The 21431-nt window shown below is 67.5% G+C and carries 17 protein-coding genes and 1 tRNA gene; 10 read left to right on the top strand and 8 right to left on the bottom strand.

What is annotated here, in order from left to right; translation table 11 throughout:
• Positions 1-122 precede the first annotated feature (122 nt).
• Positions 123-1910: a monovalent cation:proton antiporter-2 (CPA2) family protein gene (locus tag EGM71_RS20085; RefSeq protein ID WP_188486696.1), complete on the bottom strand. Its 1788-nt coding sequence runs from the start codon at positions 1908-1910 to the stop codon at positions 123-125.
• A 346-nt stretch (positions 1911-2256) separates the two neighbouring features.
• Here EGM71_RS20085 and mgtE point away from each other — a divergent pair, with 346 nt between their 5' ends.
• Together mgtE and EGM71_RS20075 are read left to right on the top strand one after the other, a co-directional pair.
• Positions 2257-3627: a magnesium transporter gene (gene mgtE / locus EGM71_RS20080; protein WP_188486694.1), complete on the top strand. Its 1371-nt coding sequence runs from the start codon at positions 2257-2259 to the stop codon at positions 3625-3627.
• A gap of 86 nt (positions 3628-3713) precedes the next feature.
• Complete coding sequence (locus tag EGM71_RS20075) at positions 3714-6434, top strand: bifunctional acetate--CoA ligase family protein/GNAT family N-acetyltransferase (RefSeq protein WP_188486692.1); 2721 nt, start codon at positions 3714-3716, stop codon at positions 6432-6434.
• 28 nt (positions 6435-6462) lie between these two features.
• Here EGM71_RS20075 and EGM71_RS20070 read toward each other — a convergent pair whose 3' ends face one another.
• Positions 6463-6843, bottom strand: a complete 381-nt coding sequence (locus tag EGM71_RS20070; RefSeq protein WP_100441868.1) for a YbjQ family protein — start codon at positions 6841-6843, stop codon at positions 6463-6465.
• 98 nt (positions 6844-6941) lie between these two features.
• Between EGM71_RS20070 and EGM71_RS20065 the strand changes: the two genes are divergently transcribed.
• Complete coding sequence (locus tag EGM71_RS20065; protein ID WP_188486690.1) at positions 6942-7649, top strand: alpha/beta fold hydrolase; 708 nt, start codon at positions 6942-6944, stop codon at positions 7647-7649.
• 113 nt (positions 7650-7762) lie between these two features.
• Here the strand turns inward: EGM71_RS20065 and dkgB are convergent, their stop codons facing one another.
• Together dkgB and EGM71_RS20055 are read right to left on the bottom strand one after the other, a co-directional pair.
• Positions 7763-8572, bottom strand: coding sequence for a 2,5-didehydrogluconate reductase DkgB (gene dkgB / locus EGM71_RS20060; protein WP_188486688.1), 810 nt, complete (start codon positions 8570-8572; stop codon positions 7763-7765).
• Between the two features lie 257 nt (positions 8573-8829).
• On the bottom strand, positions 8830-10950 hold the full coding sequence (locus EGM71_RS20055; protein ID WP_188486686.1) for a methyl-accepting chemotaxis protein: 2121 nt from the start codon (positions 10948-10950) through the stop codon (positions 8830-8832).
• 183 nt (positions 10951-11133) lie between these two features.
• On the opposite strand from EGM71_RS20055, the gene EGM71_RS20050 reads away from it, so the two are divergent.
• The 4 genes from EGM71_RS20050 (at position 11134) to EGM71_RS20035 (ending at position 14916) form a co-directional block, all read left to right on the top strand.
• The gene (locus tag EGM71_RS20050; protein WP_188486684.1) at positions 11134-11589 is read left to right on the top strand and encodes an Rrf2 family transcriptional regulator; all 456 of its coding nucleotides are present in this window, start codon (positions 11134-11136) and stop codon (positions 11587-11589) included.
• On the top strand, positions 11579-12484 hold the full coding sequence (locus tag EGM71_RS20045) for an NAD(P)/FAD-dependent oxidoreductase (RefSeq protein WP_188486682.1): 906 nt from the start codon (positions 11579-11581) through the stop codon (positions 12482-12484). Before EGM71_RS20050 ends, EGM71_RS20045 begins: the two co-directional genes overlap by 11 nt.
• 144 nt (positions 12485-12628) lie before the next feature.
• On the top strand, positions 12629-14299 hold the full coding sequence (locus tag EGM71_RS20040) for a SulP family inorganic anion transporter (RefSeq protein WP_188486680.1): 1671 nt from the start codon (positions 12629-12631) through the stop codon (positions 14297-14299).
• The gene (locus EGM71_RS20035; RefSeq protein ID WP_188486679.1) at positions 14296-14916 is read left to right on the top strand and encodes a ParB-like protein; all 621 of its coding nucleotides are present in this window, start codon (positions 14296-14298) and stop codon (positions 14914-14916) included. The genes EGM71_RS20040 and EGM71_RS20035 overlap by 4 nt, the downstream gene beginning before the upstream one ends.
• A gap of 78 nt (positions 14917-14994) precedes the next feature.
• Here the strand turns inward: EGM71_RS20035 and EGM71_RS20030 are convergent, their stop codons facing one another.
• The 4 genes from EGM71_RS20030 to EGM71_RS20010 form a co-directional block, all read right to left on the bottom strand.
• On the bottom strand, positions 14995-16215 hold the full coding sequence (locus tag EGM71_RS20030) for an RtcB family protein (RefSeq protein WP_188486677.1): 1221 nt from the start codon (positions 16213-16215) through the stop codon (positions 14995-14997).
• 56 nt (positions 16216-16271) lie between these two features.
• Positions 16272-17396: a slipin family protein gene (locus EGM71_RS20025; RefSeq protein WP_188486676.1), complete on the bottom strand. Its 1125-nt coding sequence runs from the start codon at positions 17394-17396 to the stop codon at positions 16272-16274.
• A gap of 356 nt (positions 17397-17752) precedes the next feature.
• Positions 17753-17825, bottom strand: a tRNA-Thr gene (locus EGM71_RS20020).
• Positions 17826-18471: 646 nt separating this feature from the next.
• Positions 18472-19428 (bottom strand): aldo/keto reductase, encoded by a 957-nt coding sequence (locus EGM71_RS20010; RefSeq protein ID WP_188486674.1) that lies wholly within the window; start codon positions 19426-19428, stop codon positions 18472-18474.
• A 169-nt stretch (positions 19429-19597) separates the two neighbouring features.
• On the opposite strand from EGM71_RS20010, the gene EGM71_RS20005 reads away from it, so the two are divergent.
• From EGM71_RS20005 to EGM71_RS19995, 3 genes are all read left to right on the top strand, one after another.
• Positions 19598-20455 carry a class I SAM-dependent methyltransferase gene (locus tag EGM71_RS20005; protein ID WP_188486672.1) on the top strand — a complete coding sequence of 286 codons (858 nt, stop codon included), beginning with the start codon at positions 19598-19600 and terminating at the stop codon, positions 20453-20455.
• 95 nt (positions 20456-20550) lie between these two features.
• Positions 20551-20817: a hypothetical protein gene (locus EGM71_RS20000; protein WP_223224514.1), complete on the top strand. Its 267-nt coding sequence runs from the start codon at positions 20551-20553 to the stop codon at positions 20815-20817.
• A gap of 68 nt (positions 20818-20885) precedes the next feature.
• On the top strand, positions 20886-21425 hold the full coding sequence (locus EGM71_RS19995; protein ID WP_049447048.1) for a pseudouridine synthase: 540 nt from the start codon (positions 20886-20888) through the stop codon (positions 21423-21425).
• Positions 21426-21431 lie beyond the last annotated feature (6 nt).

The raw sequence follows: 21431 nt of genomic DNA, 5'->3' as shown, positions 1-21431 counted from the left end.
CTACTGCCGAAATCCGTAGTGGGTAGTGCCGGCCGCCGGCCGGCAACCTCATGAAGCCTCCTGAATCCCGGGATTACCGGCCAGCGGCCGGCGCTACCGGGTCCGCCATCGACCGGGCGGCGTCAGCGCTCCTTGTCGCCGTCGCTTTCCGCGTCGGCCTCGAACAGGTGCATCAGGTCGTTGCGTGCATCGCGCGAGGTCTGGATCACCGCCGCTTCATCGTCGTACACCAGGTACTGGTCGCGCAGCAGCTGTTCGTCGTGTTCGCGGAAGCGTTGCACATGGCGCTCGGCCACGTCCGGTGCCACGCCCAGCGCGGTCAGCACGCGGCCGCTCATCTCCAGGCTGGTGCCGAACACCTCGCGGAACGGCTCGGCCGACATGTCCATCAGGCGCCATGCATGCTGGCGGTTGCGTGCACGCGCCAGCACCTTCGCGTCCGGGTACAGCCGGCGCACCATGCGTACCGCGCGCAGGTTGGTCTCCGGGTCGTCCACGGTGATCACGAACACATCGATGTGTTCGCCGCCCGCAGCGCGCAGCATCTCCGGCCGGGTCGGGTCGCCGTAGTACAGCTGGTTGCCGAAGCGGCGCAGGTCGGCCACGGTGTCCGGGTTCGCCTCCAGCGCGACGAACGGCACCTTCTGCGCGGTCAGCAGGCGTGCAATTACCTGGCCGAAGCGTCCCATGCCGGCGATCAGCACCTTGGGCCGGTTGTCCGGCGCCACCTTGTCGGCCTCGGCCGCCGCGCGCGGCGTGGCCTTTTCCTGGCCCAGCAGCTTGAGCAGCGCGATCATCAGCAGCGGCGTGATCGCCATCGACAGGCCGACGATCGCTACCAGCCGGTCGTGGTTGGCGTTGCCCAGCAGGTGCGCGCGCTGCGCTTCGTTGAACACCACGAAGGCGAACTCGCCGCCCAGCCACAGCACGCTGCCCAGCAGCAGTGACTGCCGCGAACTGAGTTTGGCGATACGCCCGATTGCGTACAGCAGGCCGAACTTGACCACCAGCAGGATCGCCACGCCAGCGGCGATCAGCCACGGCTCGGCGGCAATGCGGTCCAAGTCGATGCCCATGCCCACGGCGATGAAGAACAGCCCCAGCAGCAGGCCCTTGAACGGCTCGATCTGCGCTTCCAGTTCGTGCCGGAACTCCGAATCGGACAGCAGCACGCCGGCCAGGAACGCGCCCAGGCTGGGGCTGAGGCCAGCTTCCTGCATGAACCAGGCAGTGCCGAGCACCACCAGCAGGGCGGTGGCGGTGAACACTTCCGGGCTGCGGGTGCGCGCGATGATGCTGAACACCTTGCGCAGCACCGGTCGCCCGCACAGGATCACCACCGCCAGCGCACCCAGTGCCACCATCGCATCCTCGATGCGCAGGGTCTCGTTCTTCACCCCGCCCAGCAGCGGGATGGCCGCCAGCAGCGGGATCGCGATCAGGTCCTGGAACAGCAGGATGGCGAACCCGAGCCGGCCATGGTCGCTGTTGATCGCCTTGTGCTCGGACAGCAGCTGCAGGCCCACCGCGGTGGATGACAGCGCCAGCGCCACGCCCACCACCAGCGCGCTCTTCCACTGGAAGTGATCGAGCAGCAGCAGGCCGCCCAGCACCAGCCCGGACAGCGCCACCTGCGCCGCACCGGCGCCGAACACCGAGCGCCGCATCACCTTCAGGCGTGCCGGCGACAGCTCCAGGCCGATCACGAACAGCAGCATCACCACGCCGATCTCGGCGGCGCCAAGGATGCGGTCGGCATCCTGCACGAAGCCCAGCCCGTCCGGGCCCAGCACCACGCCGGCGGCGAGGTAGCCCAGCACCGCGCCGAAGCCGAACTTCTTGAACACCGGCACGGCGATGACCGCCGCCAGCAGCAGCACCAGGGCCAGTTCCAGACCACCGCTATGCATGGGAATACCTGGTCATCGGGGAAGCCCGCAGTGCGTCCGTTCGGGTGGGGGAAAGCGTGGCGAGCGCCACCGCACCATTATGCGCGCCGGCCTGTGTACGCACGAGAACATCCGGCCGCGCCGCTGCCCGCCGCCGGGCTGCCGGGTTGACCTGCATGGCCCACGGGTCCAGACTGCCCGCCGCTGGCGGCGCGTCCGCCGGCACACGCATCCCGGAGTCCCCAACCCATGTCCAGCGACAGTAGAAGTCGACCTCGTTCGACGCCAGCGATGGCCGCCGCCTGACATCGGGACGGTTTGCCTGCGTTGGCGTTGCGCGAGGTCGCACCCCCACAAGGCAAAACCGATGAACCAGAAGCAATTGCTGCGCCCGGTGGCCGATGCCGCCGCACTGGCCGCGCCGCTGGCGAACTACAACACCGCCGACGCGGTGGAATTCCTCAACACGCTGGAACTGACCCGCGCCGCCGAAACGCTGGCCGCGCTGCCGTTGCCGCGTGCGGTGAAGATGCTCGAAGCGCCCGAACTGCAGCGCAGCGGCGAGCTGGTGGCCGTGCTGCCGCCGGCCCGCGCCGCCGCCCTGCTTGGGCTGATGGCCGACGACCGCGCCACCGACATCGTCCACGAGCTGGACGAGGACGAGCGCGCGCGGCTGATCCCGCTGCTGGGCACCGACGCCCGCCAGGCCATCCAGAAGCTGCTCAGCTACCCGCCCAACACCGCCGGCGCGCTGATGACCACCGAGTACGTGGGCGTGCCTGCCAGCTGGACCGTGGCGCAGACCCTGCAGCACATCCGCCAGGTCGAGCGCACCCGCGAGACGGTGTACGCGATCTACGTGCTGGACCCCGCCAGTCAGCAGCTGCAGCAGGTGGTGACCATGCGCCGGTTGATCACTGGCCTGCCCGAGGAGTCAATCCTGGACGTGGCCCAGGTCAATCCGCCGGTGACAGTGGACGCGCTGATGGACCAGGAAGAGGTGGCGCGGCTGATCCGCCGCCACGACCTGCTGGCGATTCCAGTGGTCGACGCGCAGCAGCAGATGCTGGGCATCGTCACCGTGGACGACGTGCTCGATGCGCTGATCGAGGAGTCCACCGAGGACGCGCACAAGTTCGGCGGCATGGAAGCGCTGGACAAGCCGTACATGCAGATCGGCTTCCTCGAGATGCTGCGCAAGCGCGCCGGTTGGCTGAGCGTGCTGTTCCTGGGTGAGATGCTGACCGCCAGCGCGATGCAGCACTACGAGGACGAACTGGCACGCGCAGTGGTGCTGACCCTGTTCATCCCACTGATCATGAGTTCGGGCGGCAATTCCGGTTCGCAGGCCACCTCGCTGCTGATCCGCAGCTTGGCGCTGCGCGAACTGCGCCTGCGCGACTGGTGGAAAGTGGCCCTGCGCGAGATCCCGACCGGCATGGTGCTGGGCGCCATCCTTGGCTGCCTGGCCATCGTGCGCATCGTGATCTGGCAGCTGGGCGGCCTGCACGACTACGGCGAGCACTGGATCCTGCTGGCGATCACCATCGGTGCCGCGCTGGTCGGCATCGTCACCTTCGGTTCGCTGTCCGGCTCGATGCTGCCGTTCATCCTGAAGCGGTTCGGCTTCGACCCGGCCAGCGCCTCGGCCCCGTTCGTGGCCACTTTGGTGGATGTGACCGGCCTGGTGATCTATTTCAGCATCGCCGCGATGATCCTGCACGGCACGCTGCTGTAACAAAAAAAGGGGACGGAGGGGATTAAGTCGTTTGTGGCACTAACGACTTAATCCCCTCCGTCCCCTTTTTTGGGTACCGTAGGCGCATGAGTACCTACCACCTGCAGTCCGTGTTCCGCCCGCAGTCGGTCGCGGTGATCGGCGGCAGCCCGCGCGAGCGTTCGGCCGGCCGTGCGGTGATGCGCAATCTGCGCGGCACCGGCTTCCCCGGCAAGGTGGCGTGGATCAACCCGCGGCATGCCGAGATCGATGGCATCCGCACGATCAAGCGGCTGAAGGACCTGGACTGGGTGCCCGACCTGGTGGTGATCACCGCGCCCGCGGCGATCGTGCCGCAGGTGGTACGCACTGCTGCCGAACGTGGCGTGCAGGCGGCGATCATCCTCACCGCGCACCTGGGCGAAGGCCCGGGTTCGTTGTCCGCACAGGTGGAGGCGGTGGCGCGCAAGCATGGCCTGCGCATCCTCGGGCCGCATTGCCTGGGCGTCATCGCGCCGCACGCGCGACTCAATGCCAGTATCGCCGCACATTTCCCGCAGGCAGGCGACCTCGCCCTGATCTCCGAATCCTCCGCCATTGCCGCCGCGCTGGTGGAGTGGGGCGTGGCGCGCTCGGTCGGGTTCTCCGCCGTGGTCTCGCTGGGCGACACGATGGACGTCGACTTTGGCGATCTGCTCGATTACTTCGCCACCGACTACCGCACCCGCGCCATCCTGCTCTATGTCGAGCAGATCAAGGACGCGCGCAAATTCATGTCGGCCGCGCGTGCCGCCGCCCGCGCCAAGCCGGTGGTGGTGGTGAAGTCCGGCCGCGCCGAGCGCGTGCAGCCAGGTAGCCGCGATACCCATGTGCAGGCCCTGGCCCGCGCCGATGATGTGTACGGTGCAGCGTTCAACCGTGCCGGCCTGCTGCGTGTCAGCGCGCTGGACGAACTGTTCACTGCTGCCGAATCGCTGGGCCGGTTGGGGACCTTCCCCGGTCGCCGCCTGGCCATCCTCAGCAATGGCGGTGGTGTTGGCCGTCTCGCCGTGGATCAGTTGGTCGCATTGCGTGGCACGCTGGCCAACCTGTCCGACAGCACGGTCGAGAAACTCGACGCCGTACTGCCGCAGGGCTGGTCGCGCAGCAATCCGGTGGACATCGTGGTCGACGCCGATGGTGACCGCTATGCCGCGGCCATCGAAGCGCTGCTGGCCGACAACGAGAATGACGCGGTGATGGTGGTCAACGTACCCACCGCATTCACCTCCTCCGCAGACGCTGCGCAGGCACTCACCCGCACGCTCGGCCTGCGCCCGCGCCACCACCGCGACAAGCCGGTGTTCGCAGTGTGGCTGGGCAACGATGACCAGGCCACTGCCACGCTCAACGCGGCGCGGGTGCCGACCTATCCGACCGAGGCGGAGGCAGTACGTGGCTTCCAGCATCTGGTGCGTTACCGCGAAGCGCAGAACGCCTTGATGGAAACGCCACCCAGCCTGCCGCAGGACTTCAATGTCGATGCGGCAGCCGCGCGTGCACTGGTCGATGCTGCGCTGGCCAATGGCCAGCAATGGCTGGACCCGCTGGCTACGCATGAGCTGCTCAAGGCCTACGGCATTCCGTCCGCGCCGGTGATGCATGCACGCGATGCGCACGAGGCGATGGACCTGGCGCAACCGCTGCTGGAGCGCGGTGCCACGGTCGCGCTGAAGATTCTCTCGCCGGATATTCCGCACAAGTCGGAAGTGGATGGTGTGCGCCTCAACCTGTCCACGCTGCCGGCGGTGCAGAGCGCGGCCAACGCGATCCTGTCGCGTGCGCGCCAGCTGCGGCCGGATGCGCGCATCGACGGCCTGCTGGTGCAGCCGACCATCGTGCGTCCGAAGGCGCGTGAGCTGATCGTCGGCATTGCCGATGACGCAACGTTCGGCCCGGTGATCGTGGTCGGTCGTGGCGGTACCGCGGTCGAAGTGATCAACGACAAGGCGCTGGCGCTGCCACCGCTGGACCTGCGCCTGGCCCATGAGTTGATCGGCCAGACCCGTGCCTCGCGCATCCTCAAGGCCTACGGCGATGTGCCCGCCGCCGACGAGCGCGCACTGGCGCTGGCGCTGGTCAAGCTGGCACAGCTGGCCGCCGACATTCCCGAAGTGCGCACGCTGGACATCAATCCGCTGCTGGTCGACGGCAAGGGCATCCTCGCCCTCGACGCGCGCGTGGCGGTGGCGCCGTCGCGCATCCTGCACAAGGGCCGTGGCCATCCACGCTTCTCGGTGTTCCCATACCCGAAGGAGTGGGAGCGCACCATCGAACTGTCCGATGGCGGCCGCGCCTTCGTGCGCCCGGTGCGGCCGGAGGACGACGCACTGTTCCGCGCGTTCTTCGCTCGTGTCAGCGACGAGGACCTGCGCCTGCGCTTCTTCCAGTCGGTGAAGCACTTCAGCCACGAGTTCATCGCCCGCCTGACCCAGCTCGACTACGCACGCTCGATCGCGCTGGTGGCGATCGAACCGCGCAGTGGCGAGATGCTGGGTGCGGTGCGCCTGCACGCCGACGCGGATTACCACCGTGGCGAGTACGGCATCCTGATCCGCTCGGACCTGAAGGGCCACGGCATCGGCTGGCGACTGATGGCGATCATGATCGAGTACGCCAAGTGGCTGGGCCTGGACGTGGTCGAAGGCCAGGTGCTGCGCGAGAACAGCACCATGCTGGCGATGTGCCAGAGCCTGGGCTTCAAGACCCGGCTGGACCCGGACGACCCGACGGTGATGATGGTGACCCTGCCGGTGCAGCAGGTCGAGGTGCCTGAAACCCCATTGTAGAGCCGAGCCCTCGCTCGGCCCTACAGCGTCACCGCAACGGTTCCACCACCACCGCCGTGCCATAGCACAGCACTTCGGTCAGTCCGGTCATCACATCGGTGGCGTCGTAGCGCATGCCGATGATCGCGTTGGCGCCCAGCTGCCGCGCATGCTTGACCATGTCGCGGTAGGTTTCCTCGCGAGCCTGTTCGCACAGTTCGGTGTAGATGGTGATGTTGCCACCGAAGATCGTCTGGATGCCGCCCAGGAAGTTGCCGACGATTGAGCGCGAGCGCACGGTGATGCCGCGCACCACACCGAGGTTGCGCACCACACGGTGCCCGGGCAGCTCGAAGGCCGTGGTGACCAGTGAATCGTCGAAGCGCAGTGCGGGCGGGGAAGGGGTGCCGCTGTTGTAGGGGTCTGCCATGGTCGCGTCCGTATCGTAGGGTCGAGCTTGCGCGACTCTACAACGCAATCGCCCGTTGCGGCATGGTTCCGTCACCGCGCTGGCGCGACAATACCCCCATGACCGACCGTATCCCCCTGTTGCTGCTGCCCGGCCTGCTCAACGATGCCGAGCTGTGGCGCGCGCAGCTGGCCGACCTGGCCGATATCGCCGACTGCACCGTGGGCGACCAGACCCGAGGCGAGACCCTGCAGGCGGTGGCCGAGGACGTGCTGGCGCAGGCACCGGAGCGCGTTGCGCTGGCCGGGTTCTCGCTGGGTGGCTTCGTGGCCCAGCAGATCCTGCGCATCGCGCCGGAACGGGTGTTGCAGTTGGCGCTGATCGACACCTCGATCCACGCCGACTCACCCGAGCGGGCCGACCAGCGCCGCAGCCAACGTGCCAGCGTGCGCCTGCCGGGAAAATTCCACGGCTTCGGTGACGTGCTGATGCGCAGCTACATCGATGCTTCGCGGCTGGATGACTATGTGCTGGTGCAACGCGTGCGTGACATGACCGCCCGCCTGGGCGCGGATGTCTTCCTGCGCCAGAGCGCACTGGAGCGCCGCGATGGCCATGACGTGCTGGCTGGCTACCGCGATCCGCTGCTGATCGTGTGCGGCGCGAACGATCGCATCACGCCGCTGGCGGTGAGCGAGGAAATGCACGCGATGGTGCCGCACTCGCAGCTGGTGGTGGTGCCCGACTGTGGGCACCTGGCGCCGATGGAGAAGCCGGACGAGGTCAGTGCGGCGATGCGTGGGTGGCTGCTGCAGGGCGGGAGGTAGCCCTGACGTTGGTAGGTGCCGACCTTGGTCGGCACGGTGTTTCATCGATCGATCAGACGTCTGCGCCGACCAAGGTCGGCGTCTACCAGAGCAGTTGCACGCCGTCGTTGCAATCAATCCCAGGCCGGGGCAATCCCTTCCGGATTCGCCAGGCGATGGCCGCGATCGAGCCGGGCAATCTGTGCCATGTCTTCATCGGTCAGGCGGATCGCTGCCGCTTCCAGGTTGGCCGACAGGTTCCCGCGCTTGGTCGACGACGGGATCACCGAGAAGCCCTGCTGCAACGCCCACGCCAGTGCGATCTGCGCCGGGGTGGCCTGGTGCCGGCCGGCAATGGCCTGGATCACCGGGTCCTTGATCACTTCGCCATAGGCCAGGCTCATGTAGGCGGTGATATGGATGCCGTTGTCCTGCAGGAACTTCACCAGCAGGCGGTTCTGCAGGTACGGGTGGATCTCGATCTGGTTGGTGGCGATGGCGTCGGCACCGAGGATGCCGATCGCCTTGCGGGTCTGCGCGATGGTGAAGTTCGAGATGCCGATCTCGCGGGTCAGGCCCTGTGCCTTGGCCTCGGCCAGTGCGGTCAAGTACTCCTCCATCGGCACGTCGACCTTGTCGTTCGGCGACGGCCAGTGGATCAGCGCCAGATCCACCTGGTCAGTGCGGAGCTTTTCCAGGCTGGTGCGCAGGCTGGCGAGCAGCGCATCGCGCTTGAACTCGGTGATCCAGACCTTGGTGGTCAGGTAGATCTCATCGCGCGGCACGCCGGAATCGGCGATGGCCTGGCCGACTTCGGCTTCGTTGCCGTAGATCTGTGCGGTATCGATGGCGCGGTAACCGACCTCCAGCGCGTTGCGCACGGAGTCGATCACGGTCTGGTCTTTCAGGCGGAAGGTGCCGAGACCGAAGGCGGGGACAGTCATGGGGGGCTCCAGCAGAGGGGGAGGGAGGCGGGAATATCCGGCAAAGGGTAGGCCAGTGACCGCGTGCATGCCGGCAACGGTGCATTGCACCACCGTGTACTACCGCGAGGCCGTTGCAGGCCCCGGTGGGTGCGGACCGTTGGTCCGCACTGTTCACGCCACAACCCATGCAGCGTTGGACGCTGCCGGCCAGCGGCCGGCACTACCCCTGTACGCGTTTTACGGTAGTGCCGGCCGCTGGCCGGCAACCGGATCCATCAGGCCGCGCGTGCCAACCCGCCTTTCGCCGCCGCCGTGCTCGAAAGGTCGAACACGTCCACCGCATCGATCAATCGGTTTGCCTGCTGTTCCAGGCTGCGCGCGGCAGCGCTGGCTTCCTCCACCAACGCGGCGTTCTGCTGGGTGGTGCCGTCCATCTGGATCACGGTCTGGCTGACCTGTTCGATGCCCGCGCTCTGCTCCTGCGAGGCAGCGGAGATCTCGGCCATGATGTCGGTCACGCGCTGCACCGATGCGACGATCTCGGCCATGGTGTCGCCCGCCTCGCGTACGCGCTGCGCGCCATGGCCGACCTGCTCCACCGAGGCTTCGATCAGCGTCTTGATCTCCTTTGCCGCCGCCGCCGAACGCTGCGCCAGGGTGCGCACTTCACTGGCGACCACCGCGAAGCCGCGGCCCTGCTCACCGGCGCGCGCAGCTTCCACTGCCGCGTTCAGGGCCAGGATGTTGGTCTGGAAGGCGATGCCATCGATCACGCTGATGATGTCGGCGATCTGCCGCGACGAGGTCTCGATCGCGCCCATCGTTGCCACCACCTGGCCGACCACGCTGCCGCCGTGGGAGGCGACCGTATGGGCGCCGATCGCCAGCTGGTTGGCCTGGCGTGCATGTTCGGCGTTCTGGCGCACGGTGGAGGTCAGTTCCTCCATCGATGCCGCCGTCTCTTCCAGGTTGGCGGCCTGTTGCTCGGTACGGCGTGACAGATCATTGTTGCCGGCGGCGATCTCCGCGGCGGCGGTGTGGATGCTGCCGGAGGCGTGCTTGATGTCGGTGACGATGGTCGCCAGCTGCGCGGCGGTGGTATTGGCATCGCCGGCGATACGCGCGAACACACCCTGGAAATCACCGTGCATGCGCGCGCCGAGACGGCCATCGGCGATGGCGCGCAGCATGCTGGAGACCTCGGCCAGGTTCAGCTCGGTGGTCTGCATCAGGCGGTTCAGGCCCTCGACCATCGCGCGGAAATCATGCTCGAAGCGCGCACTGTCGCCGCGCTGGCTGAAGTCACCGGCGGCCGCCGCTTCGGCCAGGCGGCGGATTTCGCCGTTGATCGCACCGAGGTTGTGCTTGACCGCGTCCAGCGCTTCGGTGATCACCGCCTTCTCGCCGGGCAGGCGCTCCATGTCCTGGCTGAGGTCGCCGACCGCATAGCGGCCCATGATCGAGATCGCGCGCATCTTCACCTGGATGTGCGCATCGACCAGCGTGTTGCAGTCGCCCACCATGGTGCCGAACGCGCCGGGGAAGGCAGCGGCGTCCATGCGGTGACTGATGCTGCCGGCCTCGTGCGCCTGTGCCATCGCGGTCTGCGCATCCAGCACGCCGCGCAGGGTGGATTGCACCGCCTGCATGGCCTGCGCGAGGCGACCGATCTCGTCGCGGCTGCGCACCTGCACCACGTGCTGCAGGTCGCCAGCGGCCACCGCGCGTGCGGCGGCTTCGACCGCCAGTACCGGCTGCACCACTGCACGCCGCAGCCACCAGGCCAGGCCGATCAGCAGCAGCACGGCGGCCAGTACGGTCAGTACCGCGCACAGCAGCAGGGTCTGGCGTGCCTGCTGCGAACGCGCTGCCACCGCCGCTTCAGCCACCTGCGTGGCGTGCGTGCTCAGGGCATCCAGTGCCGTCGCCACCGGGCGATCCTTGCCGCGTACCAGATCGTCGCCGGCGGCGGGATCGTAACCGGCCCCGGCAAACGCCTGCAGCGCCGCGTGGTAGTCCTGCTGCAGCTGCGCGTGCAGGTAGATGAACGCCTGCGCCAGTTCACGGGTGCGCGCATCCGGGCTGCTCACCAGGCCCATGGCCAGCTGCTCGACCAGGCGGCCTTCGCTGTCGAAGGCCTCCAGGTGGCGCTGGCGCAGCGCATCGTCGTGGCCGCGCAGCAGCACGTTCTTCCATTCCTGCACCTGGCCGCGGAACTCACGCTGCAGGCGTTCCGCATCGCGGCTGTGCGCGACCTCGGGCGGAACCTCGGTGGACAACTTCAACCAGGCGGAGGCCAGGCCCGCCAGAGCGCACAGCAGGACCACGGCCAGACCAACAGAAACCGCGCCGAGCAGCTTGGACTGCAGGCGCGGAGCACGGACAGACGCATTCATGGGAAAGAACTCTCGGGAAGGGGCACTGCGGTATCGACCCGCTACGCACGCGCTGAAGTGCGACACGCATCACATTCGCGTTTCGTTTAGTGATGTGAAGAAATAATTTCATAGGACAAATGTGTCCAGATGGAACGAATGCGGACCCTCGACAGGGGATTTAAATGTAACTATTGTTGTTACATGAAATCCGCGAACCCGCTTTCCGACGCCCTGCATGTGATGGCGCACCTGGTCGGCCAGGCCGCCCCGCGCACCTCCGAGCAGCTGGCATCGTGCCTGCCCACCCATCCGGTGGTAATCCGCCGCCTGCTGGCGCAGCTGCACAAGGCCGGCCTGGTGCGCAGCACCCGCGGTCATGGCGGGGGCAGCCAGCTGGCCCGCGATGCCGCAACGATCACCCTGCATGACATCTATCTGGCCGTCGGCGAACCACCGCTGGTGCACGTCGGCGCCCGCGATTCCGGCGGCGGCTGTCCGATCCAGCAGCTGGTCAACAGCGCCCTGCTCGAGGGTGCACGCGAGGCGCAGCGCCTGCTCGAAGCGCGGCTGCAGGCGACCACGCTGGACCAGCTCGGCGCCGACTTCGCCCGCCATCTCGCCCATCACCGTTCCCTGGAAGGTCACCATGAATCCTGATGTGCTCATCGTCGGCGGCAGCTATGCCGGCATTGCCGCGGGCCTGATCCTGGCCCGTGCCCGCCGCCCGGTTACCGTCATCGACGCCGGTTCGCCGCGCAACCGTTTTGCCAGCCATTCGCACGGCGTGCTGGGGCTGGATGGCATCAGCGGGGCCGAGCTGCTGAAGACCGCGCGCCAGCAATTGCTGGATTACCCCAGCGTGCGCTGGGTGCAGGCCGAGGCGGTGCAGGCCACCGCCAGCGCAGAGGGCGTGGAAGTGCGTACCGCCGATGGGCAGGTGCTGGCCGCGCGCAAGCTGCTGCTGGCCAGTGGTATCGCCGACCAGCTGCCGGAGCTGCCCGGGCTGGCCGAGCGCTGGGGCAGCACCGTGCTGCACTGCCCTTACTGCCACGGTTACGAAGTGGGTGGCGGTGCAATCGGCCTGCTCGGCGGCCATCCGATGTCCGCCAGCAAGGCGCCGCTGTTCGCCGACTGGGGCAATGTCACGTTCTTCAGCATGGGACTGGACATCACCGATGAGGAACGGGCGGCCATGCAGCAGCGCGGCGTGCAGATCGAGACCTCGCCGGTGTTGGGCGTGCAGGGTGACCAGCCGACCTGGCTGGAAGTGGAGCTGGCCGATGGCCGCCGTATCGCCCAGCGTGCGCTGTTCGTGCCGGCCACCCAGGCGATGGCCACGCCGCTGGTGCAGCAGCTGGGCTGCGCGCTGGCCGAGAGCCCGTTGGGCGTGCTGATCGAGGTCGACGCGATGAAGCAGACCTCGGTGCCGAACGTGTATGCGGCAGGCGATGCGACGACGGTCGGCAACATCACCCTGGCCACCGCCGAGGGCGTGCGCGCCGGCATCGGCGTGCATCACGCGCTGGTCGGCGAAGACTGCGTACCGCGCTGAACGGGCTTGCTCTGGTAGATGCCGACCTTGGTCGGCGCCCTTGGGGTCGGATCCCTTTCTGCGAAAGGGATCCGACCCCTGACACCATTTCCACTTCCCCACGCTGATAGTGGACGCAACGCACCCACGCAGCCCGGGCCCGGCATGGACGAAGCAAACCGCCTCAGATCGCTGCTGGCCCCTTTGCAGGGCCTGCGTGGCTGGCGACCGGCGCAGGCTACGCGCGATGCCATCGCCGGCATAACCCTGGCGGCAATCACCCTGCCCGAACAGATGGCGACGGCACGGCTGGGTGGCTTCGAGCCGCAGGTTGGTTTCTATGCCTTCGTCGGCGCCACGCTCGGCTTCGTGCTGCTGGGCCGCAACCGCCGGCTGACGGTCGGTGCCGATTCCACCATCACGCCGATCTTCGCGCTCACCCTGGCTGGGCTGGCCGCGCAACAGGCCAGCGCGCTGGCCGGAAGTGCCGTGCTGCTGGCGCTGCTGGTCGGCGTGTTCCTGGCACTGGCGGCATTGCTGCGGATCGCCGTGGTCGCCGCGCTGCTGTCGGTGCCGGTGGTGACCGGCTTCCTCGGCGGCATCGCCGTGCATATCGCGGCCTCGCAGTTGCCGGTGGCACTGGGTGTCAGCCTGTCTTCAAGTGAGCTGCCCGAACGCCTGTATGAACTGCTGTGGACCCTTCCGCACGCGCAGTTGCTGCCGACCCTGATCAGCTTTGGCGTGCTGCTGGCGATGGGCCTGTGCGACCGCATCAATCCGCGCATTCCCGGCGCGCTGATCGCGGTGGCCATCGCCACGCTGCTGGTTGCCCTGCTGGGCGCCGAGCGGTTGGGCGTGGCAACCCTCGGCGCAGTGTCTCCGTATCCGCCGCCGTGGCAGCTGCCCGCGCTGGCGACGCTCACGACCCTGGTCCCGCTGGCGCTGCTGCTGACCCTGGTCATCATCATGCAGGTGGCCGCCGTTGACCGCGCGTTTCCCGGCGAGGAAGAGCCCGACGTCAACAAGGACTTCCTCGGTGTCGGCGCCGGCAACCTGCTCTCGGCCGCGTTCGGTGCGTTTCCGGTCAATGCCAGCCCACCACGCACCGCCGTGGTGGTGGAGGCCGGTGCGACGTCGCAGCTGGGCGCGCTGATCGCCGCGGCCCTGGTGATGCTGCTGGCGTTCTGCGGCGGCAGGGTACTCGGTGCCATTCCCGATGCAGCGCTGGCCGGTGTGCTGTTGTTCGTGGCGGTGCGCCTGTTCCGCCTGCGCGTGCTGATCGACATTGCCCGCCGCGCGCGCGGCGAAGCGCTGCTGGCGGTGCTGACCTTCCTGGCGGTGGTCTGCCTGCCGATCCAGTCGGGCATTGCGATGGGTGTGGGCCTGGCCCTGCTGCATGGCGTGTGGATGATCGCGCACAGCCCGATGATGACGCTGACCCGCCTGCCGGGCAGCACGGTCTGGTGGCCGGGCAGCCGTGGCGAGACCGAGCCGGGCGTGACCGTGCTGGCGTTCCAGGCACCGCTGCTGTTCGCCAACGCCGACAGTTTCAAGCGGCAGCTGCTGGCCAGCATCGATGCGACGCCCGCGCCGGGGCTGATCGTGCTGGAAGGCAGCGCGATCGTCGAGATCGACTACAGCGCAGCGCAGACCCTGCGCGAGATGATTGGTCTCTGCCAGCAGCAGGGCATCGCGTTCGTCATTGCGCGGCTGGGCTCGGTACGCGCGATGCAGGCGCTGGAGCGTTTCGGCATCGCCGCCCTGCTGGGGCCGGACGGAGCCACCCACAGCGTGCAGCAGGCCGTTGACCACTACCGCACACGAGGTACGCCATGACCCGTATTCCCGAACCGCGGCTTTCGCCGGTCGCCATCCTCGACCTGCGGCCGACGCAGATGAGCGTGGGCCTGCTGGAGGTGCAGCGCAAGCGCGCGCAGTGGAAGACCTTGCCGAACGAAGGCGAGGAGCGCTACCTCGGGCGGCACATGGTGCCGGTGGTGGTGGGGCCGTCGAACCGCCTGTACCTGGTCGACCATCACCATCTGGCGCTGGCCCTGCACGAGGAGGGCATCGAACATGTGCTGACCGTAGTGCAGGCGGATCTGTCACACCTGCCGAGGAAACTGTTCTGGACGGTGATGGAGCGCTACTGCTGGGCGCATCCGTTCGATGCCGAGGGTGTGCGGCAGCCGCCGTCGGCGATGCCGAAATCGCTACTGGAGCTGGCCGACGATCCGCATCGCTCGCTGGCCGGCGAGGTTCGCCGTCGCGGCGGCTACGCCAAATCGGTGCAGCCCTTCGCCGAGTTTCTGTGGGCCGATCATTTCCGCCAGCGGATGACCCGCAAGCAGATCCGCCGCGATTTCCAGCAGGCAGTGGCCAACGCCACCGAACATGCACGGCACGCCGATGCCCGCTATCTGCCGGGTTGGTGTGGGATCGAGCACGATTGAGCCACGGTGGATGCCAGGCGTGGTCTGCGCCGCTGCATCCACGCGCGGTGGGTGCCGGCCTTGACCGGCACCGCTCCATCATCCCTTCACGCACAGCACCTGGCGCAGGGTATGCACCACGTCGACCAGGTCCAGCTGCGCGGCCATCACGTCGTCGATCGACTTGTACGCGGCCGGTGACTCGTCCAGCACGCCGCTGTCCTTGCGGCATTCCACATGCGCCGTGGCCTCGCGGTGCTGGGCCAGCGTGATCTGCTGGCGCGCCGTGCCACGGCTCATCGCCCGGCCGGCACCGTGGCTGCAGCTGTGGAAGCTGTCCGCGTTGCCCTTGCCACGCACGATGTAGCTGCGCGTGCCCATGCTGCCGGGAATGATGCCCAGCTCACCCTCACGCGCGCTGACCGCGCCCTTGCGCGTCACCAGCAGCTCCTGCCCGCGGTGCGTTTCCTTCTGCACGTAGTTGTGGTGGCAGTTCACCGCCATCGCCGCCAGCTGGAACTTCGGCAAGCGGTGGCGCATCTCGGCGAGCACGCGCGACATCATCGCCTCGCGGTTCTGCCGGGCGTAGTCCTGCGCCCACGACACGGCTTCGACGTAGTCATCGAACAGCGGCTCGCCTTCCATGAAGAAGGCCAGGTCCTTGTCCGGCAGGTGGAAGCCGAGCACGCGCCGGGCCAGTTCCTCGCGTGCCTTCTCGATGAAGTAGGTGCCGATCAGGTTGCCGGTGCCGCGCGATCCGCTGTGCAGCATCACCCACACCGTGTCCGTCTCGTCCAGGCACAGTTCGATGAAGTGATTGCCGCCACCCAGCGTACCCAGCTGGCGGTCGAGCTTGTCGGTGCGGATCCTGCGGTGCTTGTCCTTGATCTTCTCCAGGCCGGCGGCCAGCCCGGACTGCACCAGCCGGGTGTGGATGCTGTCGGGCATGCGCTGATGCTCGCCGCCACGTCCGTTGCCGACCGGGATGCTGCGCTCGATGCTGTTGCGCAGCTGCCGCAGGTCATCGGGCAGGTCATTGGCGCGCAGCGTGGTGCGCACCGCCGCCATGCCGCAGCCGATGTCGACGCCGACCGCGGCCGGGATGATCGCACCGCGGGTCGGGATCACCGAGCCCACGGTCGCGCCCTTGCCCAGGTGCACGTCCGGCATCACGGCCAGCCACGGCCCGACGAACGGGATCGCGGCGATGTTGCGCAGCTGCTCATGCGCCTGCGCTTCCAGCGGCACACCGTTGACCCAGCCCTTGATCGGCGTGGTGCCCTCGACGTGCAGCCATTGATAGTTGTGTTGAATGTCCATGTCTTCGTGTATGTCCTTGATGGGCCGGCGGCGCGTCCCTGCGCCACCGCTACCCCCTACCTGATCGTCACCAGCTGCTTCAGCACGCCATCCAGGCCGCCGAACACGGTGAGCTTGTCGATCTTCTCGGTGACCTTCTCCAGTGCCTCCAGCTCCTTCAAGCGCATCAGCACCGGGTTGTCCTCGATCAGCTTTGCGGTGTTGAGCTGCGAACGCGTGGCGTTGGCCTCCTCGCGACGACGGATCACGCTGGCCTGGGCCTGCTTCTCGGCCAGCACCACGCCGTTGAGGATCTCCTTCATCTCGCCCGGCAGGATCACGTCCTTGATGCCCACGCCGAGCAGCCGCACGCCGTGGCCCTCGATCGCCGCCTGCACATGGGCGGCGATCTCGCCGTCCAGTGCCGCCTTGTCGCCCAGCAGCTCGTCCAGGCTGCGCGCGGCAATCGCCTGGCGCAGGCCGAACTGCAGCTGCCGATAGACGAACTCATCGGCATTGCTGAGCGTGCGGTGTGCACGCACCGGGTCGATCACCTGCACGGTCGCGGCCAGGTTCACCCGCAGGGTCACCTTGTCGCGGCTGAGCAGCTCCTGGCCGGACACGTCCAGCGAACGTGCACGCAGTTCCACACGCTCCACCGACACGTTGCCGTTGAAGTTCCAGAACGCGTGCAGGCCGGCGTCCAGCGTCTGCCGCAGCGTGCCATCGATGAACAGCAGGCCCACCGACTCGCTCGGCACGGTGCTGATCACCGCCACACGCGGCAGCACGCCCAGCTGGCCCAGGCGCTGCTGCACGTCCGCCGGAATGCGTGGCTCGTCGCCCAGCGCCATCACGCGTACCTGGGTGTCGACCGAACCGCGCCAGTACAGGCGGCGGCTACCCGGCGGCAGCACTTCATCGATGCGGCCGTTGCGCAGCAACAGGCCGACCTCGCTGGCGCCGACGTTGGCCAGCACGAAGTGGGTGTCCAACCGCGCGCCCAGTGCCTCGATCAGGCTGTCCTGGTCGCTGCCGGTGTAGGCCGCGCCCTTCGATGCAGTGTGGATGTCCACGTGCGGGCGGCCGCCGAACGGCGACAGGCGGTGCACGCCCGGCAGCAGGATCTGCTGGAAACGACGGTTGCGATATACCAGGCCGCGCTCGCCGTCGCCGATCACGACCTTGATGGTCCAGAACATGGGAGTCTCTCCTTGTATGGCTCTGGTGGTTCGACCCGTTGCGGATGAATCGCCCTGACCCGGGTCGATCAGGTCGTGGCAGGGCCGCCTGCACACCACGTGCAGGCAGCGGAAGAGGGCGGCCATCGGCGGACGGTCCGCGCGCGGAGCCTCCGGTGCACCGGCAGTGCCGCCATCGTCGTTCCCGGCAGGCAGCACCGGGGCGGAACGTGGCTGGCAGTGGCGGCGGACCGGGGCCCGGCGTGCGGTCCGCTGCCTTCCACGCCCCGCCCGAAGGCGATGACGGTGGACGGCGACGATGGCCGCTGGGGCTTGCGCCCCGGGTGTTGCTTCAAGTCATGACGTGACAGGTCATGTGGTTTGGAGTGGGAGTCGAACCCACGACAGACGGATTACGGATCCGTTGCTCTACCCTACTGAGCTATCCAGTTGGGGACCGCGCGGAATCGAACCGCGTACCGGCGAACCGGCGCCTGCCTCCAGCAGGCGATCCAGACGATGGCATGTCCGCGACCTCCGGCATACGCCACGGCAACGCCGCGCGCACCAGCCCGTGGTTGAAACGGGACCGTTGGAGAATCGAGGGTGCAGGCCATCGACATTATCGGCGAGCGATAATGTTTTGATGCGATGCAGATAATGTCCAGGCGCTGCCGATCGCGCGAAGTAAATCCTTCGGCGGGGAGGGAAAAGCCTGGGTCAGTGGGCGGCGGGTCGCCGCGCGGGGGGCAGTTCTGGCATCGCGGGTCCTTGTGCCGACGCAAACGAAAACGCCCCCGGGACTTGCGTTCCGAGGGCGTCGTCAAGCCTCGGAGATCGGGGTGGCCGATCTCCGCAGGGCGGGTATCAGGCCGTTGTCAGCTGGTCTTCCTTGCCGAACGCGCGCGCCGGCCCGTCCATGCGCAGGCATGGCAGCAGTTTGGCGATGGCGACGGAATGCGCGTTCAAGGGAAGTTTCCAGCGGTTGTTGAAACGAGGTGCGCACGATAAACCACGATTTAGTCGCGTGCAACCATTTTGTTCAATTATTTTCTTCGGTATGTGTGCAATGCCGGCCAGCGGCCGGCACTACAACTCAGGCTTCTGTGCTGGCGGCATCCAGCTGCGCGACATCCTGCACGCTCAACGACAGGTTGGCCGCCGCCAGCAGATCGTGCAGCTGTTCGACGCTGGTGGCGCTGACGATCGGTGCGGTGATCGACGGCCGTGCGATCTGCCACGCCAGTGCGATCTGTGCAGCGCTGGCGCTGTGCTTGCTGGCCACGTCATCCAGTGCCTGCAGGATGCGCAGGCCGCGCGGGTTCAGATAGCGCTTCACCACGTTCTCGCCACGCGCCGGGCTCTTGGCTGCATCGGCCGGCGTGCGGTACTTGCCGCTGAGGAAGCCACTGGCCAGCGCGTAGTAGCCGATCACGCCGATCTGTTCGCGCTGCACCAGCGGTTCCAGTTCCTTCTCGTAGCCGGCGCGGTCATACAGGTTGTACTCCGGCTGCAGGGTTTCGTAACGCGGCAGCTTGTAGTCGGTGGACACCTTCAGCGCATCGGCCAGGCGCGTGGCGCTGTAGTTGGAAGCACCGATCGCACGCACCTTGCCGGCTTCGATCAACCGGCCGAACGCGGCCAGGGTCGCTTCCAGCGGTGTCGACTCGTCATCCTCGTGGGCCTGGTACAGATCGATCACGTCGGTCTGCAGGCGGCGCAGCGAATCCTCGACCGCGGCATTGATGTTGTCCGGGGTCAGGCCGGGGCGCTCGGCCCACTTGGCCACCTTGGTCGCCAGCACCACCTTGTCGCGCTTGCCGCTGCGGGCAAACCACTTGCCGATCAGTGTTTCCGATTCGCCGCCGGCATTGCCCGGCACCCACGCCGAATACACATCGGCGGTGTCGACCAGGTTGAAGCCGGCATCGACGAAGGCATCGAGCAGGGCGAAGCTGGCCTTCTCATCGGCGCTCCAGCCGAACACGTTGCCACCGAAGGCGAGCGGACGTACATGCAGGCCGGAACGGCCCAGTTCGCGGGTTGCCGTCATGGGCACGGACTCCTTGGGGGAAGTGCTCCAGAATAGAGCGCGTTGTGTGACCGTGCTGCGGCGGTGACCACAAAACAGTGTTCCGCAACCTGCACCGGGCTAACGTTTTGTGAACACCTGGGACGCCGCGGCTGCTAGTCTCGCCGCATCTTCCGCTGGAGTCGTCCCGATGATGCCTGCTTCGTCCCTGCGTGGTTGCCGCCTGCTGCTCGCCTCGGCCCTGCTTGCCGCTGTTCCCGCGTTCGCCGCACCTGCCACGGTGGCGCCGGCGAAGATCCAGGTGTCGCCGGCCATCGACGCGGCGGTGAAGGCGCCGACCCGCGATGCCAGCAACGTCAAGCGCGATGGCTTCCGTCATCCGGCGCAGACGCTGTCGTTCTTCAAGGTGACGCCGGAAAAGACCGTCATCGAGATCACCCCCGGCAACGGCTGGTACTCGGAAATCCTGGCGCCGCTGCTGCATGACAAGGGCCACTATGTTGCCGCCGTGGTCGACCCGATGGCCGTGCCCGAAGGCCGCGGCCGTGACTACCAGCAGCGCAGCCGCGACAGCCTGGAAAAGAAGTACGCCGGCGCCCCGGCACAGTTCGGCAAGACCGCCGTGGTTGCCTACGATCCGGCCAAGCCGGTGTTCGGCCCAGCGAGTTCAGCCGACGTGGTGCTGACCTTCCGCAACGTGCACAACTGGCGCAAGGCCGGCCAGGCGCAGGGCATGTTCCAGGGCTTCTTCAACGTGCTCAAACCTGGCGGCGTGCTGGGCGTGGTCGAGCATCGCGCCAAGACCGATGTGGCCGACGACGATGACACCGGCTATGTCGGCCAGCAGCAGGTGATCGCGATGGCCGAAGCCGCCGGCTTCAAGCTGGACGCACGCAGCGAGGTCAATGCCAACCCGCGTGACACCAAGGACCACCCGAACGGTGTGTGGACGCTGCCGCCGACCAACCAGCACGACAAGGCCGATGATGCGAAGTACCAGGCGATCGGCGAAAGCGACCGCATGACCCTGCGCTTCATCAAGCCGTAGCCGGTGGCGCCGGGCTGCGTCCGGTCAGCGCGCAGCGCGGTGTCGGATGGAATGGGTAGCCGCCGGGCAATGCCCGGCGCTGCCGTCAATGGAGTGTGCTGTTGAAGAAAGTGCTGTACTTCGCCTTCGCGTTGATGGCGCTGCCGCGGTTGTACGACTTCGTGTTCCATGCGGGTCACCTGCATGACCTCGTGGCGGCGGCAGGTTTTGCGGCGCTGCTCGTTGGTGGCCTCTGGGACGAGCGTGCGCGCAGGGCCTGCCCACCGGTAGCGCGGCTGCGGTACCAGGCCAACGCTGCCGCCACGTGCGGCGTCGTGCTGGTGCTCGTCGCGCTGTTGATGGAAAGGAAGGTCTTCGGCTGAGTAGCCGGTGATCGCGGCGGCGATGTGGGAATGGGACAATGCCTTACCTGCCACCCGCCGTGCCCGCAATGCTGATCGCCTTCAACAAGCCCTTCAACGTGCTCTGCCAGTTCACCGACCGCAGCGTGCCGCCGCGACCGACCCTGGCCGGGTTCGGCCTGCCGCCGCGCGTGTATGCCGCAGGCCGGCTGGACCATGACAGCGAGGGCCTGCTGCTGCTGACCGACAACGGCACGCTGGCGCACAAGCTGACCGACCCGAAGCACAAGGCCGACAAGACCTACTGGGTGCAGGTGGAAGGCATGCCCAGTGACGAGCAGCTGCAACAGCTGCGCGATGGCGTGGTGCTCAACGACGGGCCGACCCTGCCGGCGAAGATCGAGCGCCTCGATCCGGCGCCGTCGCTGTGGACGCGCGACCCGCCGGTACGTTTCCGCAAGACCGTGCCTGACAGCTGGTTGGCGATCACGATCCGGGAGGGTCGCAACCGCCAGGTGCGGCGGATGACCGCGGCGGTGAACCTGCCGACGTTGCGGCTGGTGCGGGTGTCGATGGGACCGTACCGGCTGGACGACCTGCAGCCGGGACAGTGGCGGCAGATCGGTTGAAACAGA

The sequence above is a fragment of the Stenotrophomonas maltophilia genome, assembly GCF_006970445.1.
Taxonomy (GTDB): Bacteria; Pseudomonadota; Gammaproteobacteria; order Xanthomonadales; family Xanthomonadaceae; genus Stenotrophomonas; species Stenotrophomonas maltophilia_AU.
This window is presented reverse-complemented; position numbering and strand designations above follow the sequence as displayed.

Bases quoted from the DNA above. Each gene is read 5' to 3' on its own strand.
- EGM71_RS20055 (WP_188486686.1), bottom strand. From the start codon at position 10,950: ATGAATGCGTCTGTCCGTGCTCCGCGCCTGCAGTCCAAGCTGCTCGGC.
- EGM71_RS20025 (WP_188486676.1), bottom strand. From the start codon at position 17,396: ATGTTCTGGACCATCAAGGTCGTGATCGGCGACGGCGAGCGCGGCCTG.
- EGM71_RS20010 (WP_188486674.1), bottom strand. From the start codon at position 19,428: ATGACGGCAACCCGCGAACTGGGCCGTTCCGGCCTGCATGTACGTCCG.
- EGM71_RS20070 (WP_100441868.1), bottom strand. From the start codon at position 6,843: ATGGCAGACCCCTACAACAGCGGCACCCCTTCCCCGCCCGCACTGCGC.
- dkgB (WP_188486688.1), bottom strand. From the start codon at position 8,572: ATGACTGTCCCCGCCTTCGGTCTCGGCACCTTCCGCCTGAAAGACCAG.
- EGM71_RS19995 (WP_049447048.1), top strand. From the start codon at position 20,886: ATGCTGATCGCCTTCAACAAGCCCTTCAACGTGCTCTGCCAGTTCACC.
- EGM71_RS20040 (WP_188486680.1), top strand. From the start codon at position 12,629: ATGGACGAAGCAAACCGCCTCAGATCGCTGCTGGCCCCTTTGCAGGGC.
- EGM71_RS20030 (WP_188486677.1), bottom strand. From the start codon at position 16,215: ATGGACATTCAACACAACTATCAATGGCTGCACGTCGAGGGCACCACG.
- mgtE (WP_188486694.1), top strand. From the start codon at position 2,257: ATGAACCAGAAGCAATTGCTGCGCCCGGTGGCCGATGCCGCCGCACTG.
- EGM71_RS20045 (WP_188486682.1), top strand. From the start codon at position 11,579: ATGAATCCTGATGTGCTCATCGTCGGCGGCAGCTATGCCGGCATTGCC.
- EGM71_RS20065 (WP_188486690.1), top strand. From the start codon at position 6,942: ATGACCGACCGTATCCCCCTGTTGCTGCTGCCCGGCCTGCTCAACGAT.
- EGM71_RS20035 (WP_188486679.1), top strand. From the start codon at position 14,296: ATGACCCGTATTCCCGAACCGCGGCTTTCGCCGGTCGCCATCCTCGAC.
- EGM71_RS20085 (WP_188486696.1), bottom strand. From the start codon at position 1,910: ATGCATAGCGGTGGTCTGGAACTGGCCCTGGTGCTGCTGCTGGCGGCG.
- EGM71_RS20050 (WP_188486684.1), top strand. From the start codon at position 11,134: ATGAAATCCGCGAACCCGCTTTCCGACGCCCTGCATGTGATGGCGCAC.
- EGM71_RS20075 (WP_188486692.1), top strand. From the start codon at position 3,714: ATGAGTACCTACCACCTGCAGTCCGTGTTCCGCCCGCAGTCGGTCGCG.
- EGM71_RS20005 (WP_188486672.1), top strand. From the start codon at position 19,598: ATGATGCCTGCTTCGTCCCTGCGTGGTTGCCGCCTGCTGCTCGCCTCG.